The following is a 13,573-nucleotide window of genomic DNA, read 5'->3' on the forward strand; positions in this document are numbered from 1 at the left end:
GGAGGATCGAAATGAGTGTGACTTCTCTTGAAAAGGTAAAGAGCGACAACAAGAGTTCCGGATCGGATGTTACCGATGTGGATCAGGTCAAAGCGGTCCCTGCCAGGCTGCAGGGACGCGTCGACGCGTTCGAAAGCGGGCGGCTTTTGGGTTGGGCCTGGGATGCCTCAAGCCCAAGCGACCGCATGACCATTCATGTTTTTCATGACGGCGAACGGGTTCTCAGCAAGGTTGCTGAAAACCCGCGTGTCGATCTGAAACGAAACGGCATTGGCGACGGCAACTATGCCTTCGATATTGAGTTGCCACAGGCTGTAGCCTCTGCTCCGGAAGGCCTGACCGTTATTGCGGAAACACCAGAAGGTGACTCGCAACTCAAGTTGCCGCGACCGAGCGCTGAGGAGCGGGCTGCCGAGGCGGCCGTTGCAATGCCGCTGGCTCTGGTAATGGAGAAGGTTGACCGGTTGATCGTGGCACAGCGCCAAAGCGCCATTGGGCAGCGCGATGCCACCAAGCTGTTGCGTGAGACTGTTCAACGCATCGATGCGCTTGCGTCAAACGAAGGTGAACTTGGCGAAGCGCTTGCCATCCTGAAAGGAGGGCAGGGGGAACTGTCCCAGCGTGTGAAGGAACTCGAAGTCTTCCTGCTCCGGTTCGATACGACGCTGAAGAGTTTTGACAGCCGGCTCACTGAGCTCGGTGACAAAAGCCGGAACAATCTCAAGGTCCACCTGCTTCTGCTGGCAATCCTTCTCGGTTTTGTCGGCGGAATGCTGTTCGCCACGGCCGGTGGCCTTTGGAGGTAGATTGAATGGAGCCAGTCGTCACTTTGGAGGGAGTGCAGAAGTTGCCGAACACCCGGCAGCGTCAGAACGCGGCTTCGAACAATGATAGGACGGACATTTCCGCCGTCCCGGTCGACGGGCATTCACTTCTTTGCGTTGGACTTGATCGCGAAACACTTCTGGTCGCGGGCGTTGGCAACGTTTTTTCAGGTGGCTGGCCAGCCGTTCTCAATGACGATCCGAAGGCAACGGTTTCCTGTACGGTTGCCGTGTTGCAGCACGATGGACGGATGAAGGGTAACAAGACACCATTCGTTGCCGTTCTTTCCCTGCCAGTCGGGCTGGATATCCGGCCAGAACGTCTCACGATCCGGTGCCAGGGTCATTCTCATCCCTATGGGTTCAAGTATCAGGCGGATGACCTCAAAAGCTTCTTCGGCAAAGTGAGTGAGGTTGCGTCCCAGGCGGAGCCGGATGTGATCGACAGCCTGGTTCAAGTGCTGCTGAACTGCGGAGCCACACCGGAAGTCATGGACACAACGGCCAGACTTGTCGACGGCTTCTCGGGGCGTGACGGATTTGTGGAAATTCTGGGATCGTTCGATGAGGGCGACACTTATCTGCAAGGTTGGGCCAAGGCCATTCCTGCCGGTACATGCCGCGTTTTCGTCTTGGGGGACCGTCTTCAGATCGGAGCATTCACTAGCGGACTTTTTGAACGCAAGGACACAGGAGGCAAGGCGGTTGGTTTTTCCGGTCTGCTTACTGTCGAAGGTGGAACGGATGTCCAATCTCTCCGAAAGATCTTTGTTCGAAGCCGGGCAGGCTGGAATGCAGTTCATGTACATGAACGCAAGTCGGTACTGCCGGTCAGGGCCCTGCCGTCGCACATCCGGTCCCTCCTGCCGAAGCTCTCCCCAGCAGGCGATGGCAGGGCCCTTCTGGAAGAGGCCAGCAAGCGTTTCGATGGTCGGGAAACTGTCAGCGAGCTGGATGTACCGGTTCGCGTCGGGATCGACTTCAGCGCTTGTGTGGATCGCGCAGGTGCGCTGCTGTCCGGTTGGCTTCTGGACCCGGAAGAGCGTGTCGACACCGTGTTGTTTCGTTCAGATGGGAAAAGCTGCCGACTTGATGCCCGTTGGACAAACCAGCGGCGTCCGGATGTGACAAGTGCGTTCGAGACACTCTCTCCGTTTTTGACAGGGCCGGATGCGAAACAGCGCCATGGATTTCTCGTTCATGTTCCAGCGCAAGACGGCGTTGTCTTCAAGGAAGCGTATCTTGAACTTGTTCTCAAAGACGGCAGATCGGCTTTCGCCCCGATCGCACTTGGCCGGGCGTCACTGAAACCGGCATTGCGGCGGCTGGTGTCAGGCCTTGATCCTTCTACTGCCTTTCGTCCCGACGTCCTTGAGCGCCACTTTCTGCCCTTTGTACAGGTGGCGGAAGCGCCGGATCCGGCGGTTTCCCAAACCTACGACCTGGGTCCTTTCCCGGAAAGCGCGGTGCTTGCACTGGTTATCGGACTGGATGACGATTTTGAAAGATCCAGAGTACTTCTATCCCTTTGTGCGCTCGACCCGAGCTTGAAGGACTTACCGATTGTCTTGGCAATATCTGACGAGATGGGGCAAGAGCAGATCGAAGACTTTCGCCGGGTCGTCGGGTTTTTCGGGTTGGCCGTTCGATTGGTTCTGGTGAACCATGCCGGCGACGCGCTCGATGCGATCCAGGCAGGCGCCAGCGAAGCGCCGTGCGACACAATCGTTTGTCTTTCTTCTGCGGTTCTGCCGCGGGCACCTGGATGGTTGGAGACGCTGCATTCGGCTTTCCAAGCTCACGATGAAGCCCCGCTGGTCGCGCCAACCATTCTTTATGAAGACGACACTATCAGGTGGGGTGGTGCCTGGATTGAGATGGAGGATGGTCGCCATCAGGTGAAGCAGCACTATCTCGGCTATCCGCGCCGAACCCTTTTGGGAGCGGAAACAACCAAGGTTGCCGCCGTGCCGTTCGACTGCTGTATCTTGTCCCGGTCGGCTCTTGCAGAAGCGGGCGGGTTTTCCCGGAACTATCTCGGCACCGACGAGAAGGGCCTTGATGCGGCATTGCGATTGAAGCTTTCCGGGGTTGGTTCGCTTTGGGTGCCGCAAGTGGAAATGATCCACGCCGATGACGGCGCACCGGCCAATGCCAATTGGAAAAAACTTGTTGCCGAAATCGACCGGCGCAGTTTCGACCGCTTCTGGTCACCAGTCTTGCCGGAGTTGGTGGAGGCCAGGGCATGACCGTATCGCCATCCGAAACAGCGCAAATCTCAGACGATACACTGCGCGTACTGATCATTTCCCATGGGCATCCGACGCTTTCACTCGGCGGTGCGGAAGTCGCATCCTACAATCTCCATCTCGGTCTGAAGGCCCAACCGGGGACGCAGTCCTTTTTCCTTGCAAGGGTCGGAAACGAGTATCCAAGGCACGGTCAATCCGCCCTGATGGGTGTTGATGATGCTGATGATGAATTGCTCTTTCATGCTGACGACTACGATCCCTTTCTTGTCTCCAACCGCAATACCGGTGACCTATGCAGGGATCTGCGCCGCTTCGTGCGCACACTTCGTCCGGATGTTGTTCATTTTCACCATTTTATCGGATTGGGTCTGGAAGCGCTCTATACCGTTCGCGATGCATTGCCCGATGCGATCATTCTTGTGACATTCCATGAGTTTCTGTCGATTTGTCATCATCATGGACAAATGGTCAAAACAAAGGGCCACAAGCTGTGTAAAGCAGCTTCTCCAATCGCCTGTCACGGCTGTTTTCCAGACATCGCACCTGGGGCATTTTTACGTCGTCAGCAGTTCATTCAAGCCATGCTGAGTGTTGCCGACGGCTATGTGTCTCCCAGCCAGTTTCTTGCGGACCGCTATGTTGCCTGGGGGCTGCCTCAGAACAAGATTTCCGTCATTGAAAACGGCTTGAATGTGCGCGAAGCCGCGGATGTCCGTCCAGTTTCCGGGGGCTCTGAACGTCGGTGCCGTTTTGCCTTTTTTGGTCAGATGACACCCTACAAGGGCATCGATGTTCTGTTGGATGCGGTTCATAGGATACCCCAGAGTGTTTGGGGGGACGATGCCACGCTGACCATTCATGGTGGCAATCTGGAACGACAGCCTGAAGAGTTTCGGCAAAGGATCGGCGAACTGCTGGATACGGCTGGCCAACGCGTCCGCTTTGCAGGCAGCTATCAGAATACCGACATGCCGTCCCTCGTACGTCAGGCCGACTGGATAATGATGCCGTCGGTCTGGTGGGAAAACTCTCCTGTGATCATTCAAGAAGCCTTTTTTCACGGCCGTCCGATCATCTGCAGCGACATTGGCGGGATGTCTGAAAAGGTTCGCCCGGGGGTCGATGGTCTGCATGCCCGTGCCTCAAGCCCGGAGGACCTGGCGGATCGCATGTGCGAAGCGCTCACGGACCAAGACCTGTGGAGCCGGCTTCGGGCCGGCATCCAGCCCCCTAAAACCCATCTGGAGAGCGCCGGAGAGCACGTGGTTCTTTATCGCGATGTCATGGAAGGCCGTTCAGCAGCTCTTGCGGACTTGCCGGACACTCTCAAGCAAAGTGCCTGAAAAAGCAAAGGAAACCGGAATGTCCCGTATCCTGGTGATGATACCATCCGGCGAAGTTTATGATCATAACAATGTGCGTTGGTACAGCCACCGGGACATTCAGCGCAACATCAACCACTACCACAATATTGGGGATGCATTTGTCTTCGATTCATCGCTCAAACTGTTGAATTTCGACAAGCTGGATACCCTCACGATCCGGGAATTCAACCCGGACGAAATCGACCGCCTGCGTGAAGAATTCGACTATGTCGTGCTCCGCGGATCCAACTACATCAACGAACAAATGAACTGGGAGCTGTCGGAACAGGTTCTGAACCGGCTTCAGCTGCCGGTGCTGGCATTCGGGATCGGTGCCCAGGCGCCGGTTGACGGAAAACTATCCTTGTCCAACACCACACAGAACGTGCTGCGACTGATTGCGGATTCAACTGCCTCGATCGGAGTTCGCGGCAACTATACGGCTGAGATACTTTCAGATATCGGGATCACAAACACCCGGGTCATTGGTTGCCCGACAGCGTTTCGGCGCAATGACCCTGACATGAAGATCCGTCTGCCAAATATCGATGATGTCAGGAAAGTCGGTGTTACGGTGCGGCGTGAAGTTTCGCCAGCATATGCAAAGGATATCCGGCAATACCTGACCTTCCATCGAGACCTCATCAAGTCGGTCGCGGGCCGCTTCGATACTGTCCTCATGGCCCAAGGTGAGCTTGAAGAGAAGAAGCTGGTTCTGGGCACACAGGATCAGTGTGAAGAGGCAATTGCCGCCCTGCGCAAAAATGCCTGGGTAAGCGAATGGTATCTCGATGACGAGATTGAAGCTCTCTACAGGAACCGACTGTTTTATTCCGACGTCGTTTCCGACTATGACGATTGCGTAAAGGCTTGCGATTTCGTCCTTGGTTATCGCTTGCATGGAAACCTCATGGCTTTGGCCAATGGTGTTCCGGCCCTCTACTTCACCTATGACAGCCGCACACGCGAATTCGCCGACACATTCAGCATTCCGAGTTTCGATGTCTTCGGCGATCAGGTTTTCCGTTTGCGAGACTTTTGGGACCAGAGCCTTTTCGACGCATTCAATCGCGCCTATGCGGACACCTACTTCACCATGAGTGATTTTCTGACTGAGAACCGCGTGGCTCACTTTATGCGCGAGCGAACGACTCTGAGTCATCCTCAAACCGCCCTTGCCATGTAAAATATATTGAATTTGAAAGTAAATTAAAAATACTTTTCTTGTAATAATAATTCCTATTTGTTTGAATAAAATATTCAATAATATAAACATACAAAAAGTTTGACAAAATTCTATGTTGCGCCGCATTATTGTCACAAATAATCATGATTCTTCGGATTGTATACTTGATTTAGGGGCGTTCTCTCCGAAAGGGTCGCTTCGTAGTTCTATTGGGGGCTTGAATGTCAGTCGTGGCCACACAAGATGCGTTTCCGGTAAACAACTCTTCCAGGGAGATCCTGCTATTAAAGGAGCTGACGCTTATCGTCGTCGGTGTCTCTCGTCAGGATATTCCAGGTTCACTTTTGGAAGCGGTCAAAACCGTTTGGTTCGAGGGTGTTGAGGAAGGCTTTGCGCAATTCACGGATGAGAATTCCGGGCGCTTTCAAGTCTCTGAAGCTCCTCTTCTTCCGCTTGCGGTCATCATGGATCCGTCGGCAAGCGATGAGAAAGACAGCTTTCTCAAATGGCTGCAACACAGAGGCGTTACGCAGTTGCCGCCGGTCATCGGCTGGGGACGCGGAAGCGAAGTTGAAGCAATCTCCTCGCTTGTGGGGCTTGTGTCTGAACAAGTCATATCCGGTGCACGCCGCCTGGTGCTGTCCAGCCGGGAGCTCAAGACACTCCGCAGCCTCAACGATGATCTTCAAAATCGCTTCGCTGCGCTTGAAGCATTTTTGAACAGGCACGGTCTCCAGCCGCTCGACCTTCTGTTCAGCAACGAACCTGCGGAAAACCCGCTCAATCCAAACGTACTTGCAAGTGCTTCGGCTGACGGCATCACTCAAATCCTCCCTGTGCCGAGCTCAGGTGTCAGTGGCGTTGCACTTCATGTAGAGCAAGCCGGCTCCAGGCCGGACATCAAGCTGCGTGCCCAGCTCGTGACGCTGGAAGACCTTCGGATCGTCGACACATGGCATTTTTCCAGCGGTGACCTGGCATCCGGCTGGAATATTTTTGGGTTGTCACGTTCAACTGCAGGATTGAAACGGACACTGGAGTTCCGTCTCCAAGCCGAGCAGACCGAAGAGGACGTGCCACGCCTGTCGGTCGGCGGGTTGCAACCTGTCGACATGTTCCACGTGCGGGATGCCGCCAACGGTGTTTCGGTGTTGAAAAACAGTCTAGCGCTTCAGGTTTGGGGCGGCATTCCGGGTGTCTCAATGCCGCAGCACGCCAACTACATACCGGCACAATCTCAACAGGTCGACCTTGACGAAGGTTTCCGGGATGTGCCGATTGCCCCCGGCATTCTAGAACACGCAAGTCTTGCCAATTCCGATGAAGTGTCCTTCGACTTCGAAGCCATCATGCCGCTGCCGACAGAGCGCGCAATCGGGTGCCATCCGCCAGCGGAAGGCATGACGATTGGCTATTTGCCCGCCGCCTGCCCACCGCAGGTCATCCGCATGTCGGCCAAAGCCTTTATCGACAACAACCAGGCGGCAGATATCGAATTTGCTGTTGTGGTTGCGCAGGATCTGGCTGCTGCCAAGGCGCTGTTTTCCGAGGAACGGGAGCAGGCTGTTGGTGAGGCCTTTTCCAGTTGGACTTCAATAACTTACGGCGAGACAGCCCAAGTGAGCGCATTTGCCAGCGAGCAGATCGGCGTTTGGCAGAATGTCTATTTCGCGACACGCATGCGCGAGCCGGGCAACAATGACTTTGCCTGGGCAAAATTCGGTAACTTCCGCGCAGTTGTGAGCGGGTAGGCCGTCATGCTTCAACAAACAGGTTCAAGACCGGGATTGCCGAATGTGCGTCACGCAATATTCGGCGGTTCCGGCATGCCAACGGCCACCGTTGCGATCGTCATACCCGTATTCAAGCACTCGGTTCTGCTGACAGAGGCAATCGACGCAGCTTTGGAGCAGGAAGCGCCCTTCAACATAGCGGTCGTCATCGTCGACGATGGCTGCCCTTATCCTGAAACCGGTCAGACCGCCCGGGCTTACGCGTTGGCCTATGAGAATGTCTACTATCTGAAGAAGGCAAATGGCGGACTGAGTTCTGCACGAAATTACGGGATCGATTTTGCCTTGCGCAGTTTTTCCGATCTTGAGGCAATCTACTTCCTCGATGCAGACAACCGGATCACACCAAGCGCAATCCGGGTGCTCATGGATTTTATGCGCTCCAATGACGAGATCGATTGGGTCTATCCAAACATCGACAAGTTCGGGATTGAGTGGAGCGGAAATTACACGACTGCGTATTCCCGTCTTCTGCACGTCACCTTCGACAATATCTGTGAGGCCGGCAGCCTGGTCTCCAGATCCCTCCTCGATGCCGGCGTTCGTTTTGACGAAAGCATGAAGTCCGGCTTCGAGGACTGGGATTTTTGGCTTCAAGCGATCTCGCTTGGTTTCAAGGGATCGAACTATCCTTTCTTCGGGTTCGAATATCGGCAGCGTGCCGAGAGCATGTTGCGGGACTCGAACCGCACGCGCGACAGCATCCTGAGTTACATTAAGGACAAGCATAAAAAACTGTTCTCGACGGACACTTTGCTGGGCTGGGAACACGAAGAAGCTCCGCGTTTCGTTGCCTTTGGTGCCGACACTTACCTGGTGGATCTCTTCACCGATCCTGTGGCCAAACATGAAACGCACAGCATTGAGGAATTCGTGAAAACCTTCTGGTCGGCGCAAGCCGAGCCGGAGACCTTCGGTGTACCTCCCTTCTGGCTCTGGCTGTCGCCGGCACACAGGGCAGCACTCAATGGCTGTGGCCTGTTGCACAATGTGCTCTGGCTCGGTGAGCGGCTTTCCGCGTCCCACCATTTCGTGGCACTGCGATTTGAAAGCGACAAGGACAAGCTTGCGATCGAAGTCAACACGCTCGGCGACGGTGCCGAACTCTCCAAGAAGCCGCTTGGCTGGATGTGTTCGCTCAGCATCATGAAGCAATGCGTGGAAGACAAATCCGACGACTGGATCAGAACCTTGAGGGGGGCGACCCCATCGCCGAAGATTGCCGAAGTTGTTATCAGAGGGCCGTTTTCAGCTGAAAACATTCAGGGCACAGCCCTCTCGGCTACCAACAGTCTTTTGGCAACGCTCGGGGCGTTGCGGGAATCTGGATATCGGCACGGGCCCGATAAGCGCTGGATCTGGCGCTCCGTCTATTTTCCGGAACGAAGCAAATATTACGAACTGCTCAGGCATAGTGTCGGTGCATCACCGATCATGCCGCGTCTGGCGTCGAAGACAAAACGTCTTCGCGTCGGGCTGCTGTTGCCGATTGCCACATATGGCGGGGTGGAGAAAGTTGCCTATGCGACGGCCCGCGTTCTGAAAAACGCCGGCTGCGAGGTCCATCTCTACGTATTGGGCAAGCCCGTCTATAACCGCATCGCCGACAATGATGGTGTTTTCGACAGCATCAACTTCCTCGCTGATGACTATCCGCTGTGGGGCGGGCCAAACATGTTCTCCGGTCATGAACTGCTGATGGGGCATGACGAGTATGCACGTTCAGAAGAAGTGCTTGGCTTTTTGTCCGGACTGGACGTTGTCATCAACAACCAGCTGGCTCCGGCAAATGCTATTTTCGGCGAACTCAGGCGGCGCGGGGTCAAGGTCGTCAACTATGTGCATGTCCTGGACAGTTCCGAACTTGGACGGCCAGCGGGACACCCTTATCTTACGCTCGCCTATGAACATATCTACGACAGCGTCCTGACCTGTTCGCGGGACATGGCCGAATGGCTGCACGGCATGGGAGTGCCCATGGCCAAACTGTTGCATATTCCCAATGCCGCTGGTTATCCGCTTGCAGGCGAGGACGCCAAGGCTCTTGCGGAGAGCCGGACGCTTGGTCGCGACGGCAGGTTGAGAGCCGTTTTTCTCGGTCGCCTGGACAGGCAGAAGGGCATCGAACGGATCTTTGCCGCAGCGCGAGCGCTTAAACAGCGTGGCATTGGCATCGACTGGCGCATCGTCGGATCGGACGTCATGGATGCCGATACGGGCGGATCGTGGAAAGACCGTTTTGCAGAGGTCGGTATTCGCGTTGACCCGCCGATTTATGACAATCGTCATTTGAGCCGTCTGATGGCCTGGGCAGATGTCTTTGTACTGCCTTCAAGATGGGAAGGTGCCCCGCTGACAATCATCGAGGCGCAGCGCCTTGGTTGCATTCCGATCGCAACGGATGTCGGGGCCGTTGATGAATTGATCGACCACAAAGCCGACGGCGTGCTGCTACGTGCTGAAGATGACGGTGTTGCAACGCATGATCTGATTGCGGCGCTTGAGGCTTTGTCCAAATCCGAAAAACTGCGCCAATCGCTATCTGCAAAGGCGGCGTCACGCGGTGCGGAACGCAGTTGGGAGAAGAGCTTGCAGCCGTTCTTGCGTCAACTTCACACCTGGTTCCCCGATCAACTGCAGAGCATCCGGCGCGCCAAGGCGCCCGCTGCTCAAGTGTCCCGGTCTCAGACCGTCTATGGGCCGGCTCGCGAGCCGGCGAGTTTTCCCCCGAGGCATCAGCGAAGCCGGCAATCGTCGGTCCGGTAATCGAAGGGTTTGAGCCCTCACTTGGAAAGGTTTCTGTCACATGAAAAAGCTCTTCGTTCTCAATGGCGGTGCGGCCGTCAAGCCGGGCAACAAATCTGCGTTTCTGAAAATCGATGATCCCTTGTCGACATTTGCGCGCGGCGGCATCAATACCGGTGACGTTCTGGTTTATGACGCGATGTTGAAGGCGCTTGCCTACGACCAGATCACCAATGTTCAGTTTGCTCACGCAGCAGACGAAAAACTCTGGCCGAAGGACGACTACGACGCGACCGTTATCCGGGGGTCGAACTATCTCACCGAGACAGTGGACATTGGTAATGTCATTCCGCTTTTGAAAAAGTTGAAAGGGCCAATTGTTCCGGTAGGCGTTGGTGCGCAGGCGGCAAAATACAAGAAACTTGAGCTGCCAAAGGGCAGTGTGGAAGCTTGGAAGATCATCGCAGACAAATGCGAAACCATCGGCGTGCGCGGTGTTTACAGTGCCGAAGTCTTCAACGATATCGGCATCAAGAACATCCGGATCATCGGGTGCCCGAGTTTCTATCGGAACCTGAGGCCGTCGATTGAAATCAAGCCGCTGGATCCGGCCAATGCCCGAGTGGGCCTGACGCTCAACAAGTATCTGTCGGCCGATTATGCCTCCAACGCTACCAAGACCAACAGAATGCAACGGGCGCTTATTCAAGCTGTCGCCAAACGCTCGGCGAACCGGCTGTATTCGCAAGGCGAACGCGAGGAAACGCTCGCGATTTTCGAGACTGGCGAAGCCAAGCAGAAGCACATTCAGTCAATCCTCAACAAGTATCATCTTGAAGGGGACAAGGATGTCGAAGCACTTGTGAGCGACCGCATGCAGGCTTTCTTTGATGTTGACGAATGGGCGGCCGATGCCAGAGATAATGTCGACGTTCTCGTCGGATTTCGTCTTCATGGCAATGTGATCGGTCTTCACCAGGGCATTCCAGCAGTGTTCTTTACCTATGACAGTCGGATACGCGAATTGTCGACGCTCTTTGCCATTCCTTCGGTCGAGATTGAAGACTATCTGCCGATCAACCTGGAGCGCATATTCGAAAGCGCCGACTTCTCCAAGGTGCAGCATGTCTATCGTTTGAACTATGCGGAATATTATCGCTTCCTCACGGAGAATGGCCTGAACCATGTGCTGGCGAAGCCGGTTGCCTCTCCGCCGGAGCAAGCGCTGGTTAAGCCAAATCTCGTACGGGTCGATCAGTCGGTTGAGGACGTTACCGGCTGGTTCAGGAATGAAGTGGACTTCATGACAGGAGAGATTGAGACCCTGCGCAGCCGGGCTTGGAACCTGGAACTCAAACTGCGTGAGAAGACAGCTCCGGACGCCAAGGAAAAACTGGCAAGTTGACCAGGCCAAACATCGATTTCGAAGCACATGGCGTGGTGAGCCGCCGGAAATTCCTTTCAGGACTGGCGGTTGGCTCGCTGGCGGGCGCAGCCTCCCTGGCGGCGACCGTGCCGCTGTTTGCCTTGTCCTCGATCGATCTGCCGACACCACTTCAACAGACGAAGGGAGAGTGGGCGCTCACGTTTCGGGAAGACTTCAGCGACCGGGGTCAGTTTGACAAGGCATGGGAACGGGTCAGGATTGGTGGCGACGGTCACAAGACAATGCGCTTTCCAAAGAACGTTGTCCTCGCAAATGGTGCAGTGAACCTTCGTCTCGGGCATCAGTCAGATCCGGAACGACCGTTCACCGGCGGCTACATTCGCACAAGGGACTTCCGTCAAACCTATGGGTACTTCGAATGTGAGATGCGCATCGCACGCGAAGCAGGCGTCAACAATGCCTTCTGGCTGGTGTCGGATCGAAAGACCGAAGGTGATACCCATTTCGAACTGGATGTCGCCGAAGTCAAATATCCCAATATCGTTCAGGTCACGGCGCGGCGCTGGCGTCCTCAAAAAGATGTCCTGGCAGCAAGCTATCGCGCACATGTCCGTCTGGATGACGCATTTCACCGGTATGCAATGTTATGGACCGGCAATCGCTTTCGATTTTATGTCGATGACCTTGAAGTCTTTGCTGCGCCGAATGAGTTTGCCCATACACCGGCCCTGGTTCTGTTGAGCAATGCCGTCGCCCCATTTGCCGGAAAGAATGATGGTGATGTGGCTGGAGCGGCAACGGCGATCCGCAGCGTCAGAGTGTTTCGGGACTTTCAGCAGTAGTGGTTTGAGGAGATGGTGCGTGAAGCAGAACCGCAGCGTTGACACATGAGGGAGAAAAGCCGGCAATTTGCCGGCTTTTCTGTTTCCATTGACCCGTCCTGTCTTCAGGCTGCAGTTTCATAGCCGCGTGGGTTGTTGAGGACCCATTTCCAGGTATCTCTGCACATGTCGTCGAGACCGCGCGCTGCCTTCCAGTTCAAAAGGTTCTCTGCAAGATGCGTATCGGCATAGCACTCGGCGACATCGCCGCTTCTGCGCGGCGCGAATGAATAGCGTATCTGCTTGTTGGACGCTCGCTCGAAGGCTTTGACCATCTGCAGAACGCTGTAGCCATTGCCGGTGCCCAGATTGACGGCGAAACAATTTGAAGGGGCAGATCCGGCAGCCAGGATTTCATGCGCCCGAAGGTGTCCTTCCACGAGATCGACGACATGAATGTAGTCACGTACACCGGTGCCATCCGGTGTATCGTAATCGTTGCCAAAAACCGCCAGTTCAGCTCGCCGTCCGTCCGCAACTTGTGTGATGAACGGCATGAGATTGTTCGGAATACCTTGCGGGTCTTCGCCGACGAGCCCGCTCTCATGCGCACCGACCGGATTGAAATACCGCAGGATACCGAACTGCCATGTTGGATCGCTTGCCGCGGTATCGCGCAACATGTCTTCAATCATCAGTTTGGTTCGGCCGTATGGATTGACCGCGCTGGTCGGATGATTTTCGGTGAGGGGTAGAAACTGTGGCTCTCCATAGACCGTAGCGGAAGATGAAAAAATCAATTGCTTGACGCCGCAGTTTGCCATTGCCGACAGAAGACTGTGAGTGCCGACCACATTGTTATCATAATAGGTAAGCGGAACACGGGTTGATTCCCCGACCGCTTTCAGGCCGGCAAAGTGTACGACCGCAGTGCAGCCGTACCGTTTCAAAATCTCCTCGACTTTTGATTGATCGCGGATGTCACCGATCTCCAACGCAACCTTCGCACCCGTTATCGACGCCACCCGGTCCAAGCTCACATCGCTGGCATTGGACAGGTTGTCTACGACGACGACGTCGTGTCCCGCCTGAAGGAATGACAAACAGCAATGGGAGCCGATGTAACCAGCGCCCCCGGTAATGAGTACAGTCATCTGGACCTCTTCAAGTAATTAATACTATAATAAAGCTAATTTAATTC

Annotated in this window: 9 protein-coding genes; 8 read left to right on the forward strand and 1 reads right to left on the reverse strand. The window is 55.1% G+C overall.

Features of this window, described 5'->3' with window-relative positions; genetic code table 11:
- The first annotated feature begins 11 nt into the window (after positions 1-11).
- The 8 genes from FIV00_RS08505 to FIV00_RS08540 all read left to right on the forward strand — a co-directional run bounded on the left by FIV00_RS08505 (position 12) and on the right by FIV00_RS08540 (position 12,393).
- Positions 12-806 (forward strand): hypothetical protein, encoded by a 795-nt coding sequence (locus tag FIV00_RS08505; RefSeq protein ID WP_152500341.1) that lies wholly within the window; start codon positions 12-14, stop codon positions 804-806.
- A 5-nt stretch (positions 807-811) separates the two neighbouring features.
- Positions 812-3,073, forward strand: a complete 2,262-nt coding sequence (locus FIV00_RS08510) for a glycosyltransferase family 2 protein (RefSeq protein WP_152500342.1) — start codon at positions 812-814, stop codon at positions 3,071-3,073.
- Positions 3,070-4,419: a glycosyltransferase family 4 protein gene (locus FIV00_RS08515; protein WP_152500343.1), complete on the forward strand. Its 1,350-nt coding sequence runs from the start codon at positions 3,070-3,072 to the stop codon at positions 4,417-4,419. Before FIV00_RS08510 ends, FIV00_RS08515 begins: the two co-directional genes overlap by 4 nt.
- 19 nt (positions 4,420-4,438) lie before the next feature.
- Complete coding sequence (locus FIV00_RS08520) at positions 4,439-5,626, forward strand: polysaccharide pyruvyl transferase family protein (protein WP_152500344.1); 1,188 nt, start codon at positions 4,439-4,441, stop codon at positions 5,624-5,626.
- Between the two features lie 221 nt (positions 5,627-5,847).
- Positions 5,848-7,377 (forward strand): DUF6212 domain-containing protein, encoded by a 1,530-nt coding sequence (locus tag FIV00_RS08525; RefSeq protein WP_152500345.1) that lies wholly within the window; start codon positions 5,848-5,850, stop codon positions 7,375-7,377.
- Between the two features lie 6 nt (positions 7,378-7,383).
- Positions 7,384-10,185, forward strand: a complete 2,802-nt coding sequence (locus FIV00_RS08530) for a glycosyltransferase (RefSeq protein ID WP_152500346.1) — start codon at positions 7,384-7,386, stop codon at positions 10,183-10,185.
- Between the two features lie 40 nt (positions 10,186-10,225).
- Positions 10,226-11,569, forward strand: coding sequence for a polysaccharide pyruvyl transferase family protein (locus FIV00_RS08535; RefSeq protein ID WP_152500347.1), 1,344 nt, complete (start codon positions 10,226-10,228; stop codon positions 11,567-11,569).
- Positions 11,566-12,393 (forward strand): glycoside hydrolase family 16 protein, encoded by an 828-nt coding sequence (locus tag FIV00_RS08540; protein WP_209006859.1) that lies wholly within the window; start codon positions 11,566-11,568, stop codon positions 12,391-12,393. Before FIV00_RS08535 ends, FIV00_RS08540 begins: the two co-directional genes overlap by 4 nt.
- 104 nt (positions 12,394-12,497) lie before the next feature.
- Here FIV00_RS08540 and galE read toward each other — a convergent pair whose 3' ends face one another.
- Positions 12,498-13,526 carry a UDP-glucose 4-epimerase GalE gene (gene galE, locus FIV00_RS08545; RefSeq protein WP_152500348.1) on the reverse strand — a complete coding sequence of 343 codons (1,029 nt, stop codon included), beginning with the start codon at positions 13,524-13,526 and terminating at the stop codon, positions 12,498-12,500.
- Positions 13,527-13,573 lie beyond the last annotated feature (47 nt).

The sequence above is a fragment of the Labrenzia sp. THAF82 genome (assembly GCF_009363435.1).
GTDB classification, from domain to species: Bacteria; Pseudomonadota; Alphaproteobacteria; order Rhizobiales; family Stappiaceae; genus Roseibium; species Roseibium porphyridii.

What these genes read in the sequence shown, in the direction of transcription:
- FIV00_RS08505 (WP_152500341.1), top strand. Translation starts at nt 12, where the DNA reads ATGAGTGTGACTTCTCTTGAAAAGGTAAAGAGCGACAACAAGAGTTCC.
- FIV00_RS08530 (WP_152500346.1), top strand. Translation starts at nt 7,384, where the DNA reads ATGCTTCAACAAACAGGTTCAAGACCGGGATTGCCGAATGTGCGTCAC.
- FIV00_RS08535 (WP_152500347.1), top strand. Translation starts at nt 10,226, where the DNA reads ATGAAAAAGCTCTTCGTTCTCAATGGCGGTGCGGCCGTCAAGCCGGGC.
- FIV00_RS08515 (WP_152500343.1), top strand. Translation starts at nt 3,070, where the DNA reads ATGACCGTATCGCCATCCGAAACAGCGCAAATCTCAGACGATACACTG.
- FIV00_RS08525 (WP_152500345.1), top strand. Translation starts at nt 5,848, where the DNA reads ATGTCAGTCGTGGCCACACAAGATGCGTTTCCGGTAAACAACTCTTCC.
- FIV00_RS08520 (WP_152500344.1), top strand. Translation starts at nt 4,439, where the DNA reads ATGTCCCGTATCCTGGTGATGATACCATCCGGCGAAGTTTATGATCAT.
- FIV00_RS08510 (WP_152500342.1), top strand. Translation starts at nt 812, where the DNA reads ATGGAGCCAGTCGTCACTTTGGAGGGAGTGCAGAAGTTGCCGAACACC.
- galE (WP_152500348.1), bottom strand. Translation starts at nt 13,526, where the DNA reads ATGACTGTACTCATTACCGGGGGCGCTGGTTACATCGGCTCCCATTGC.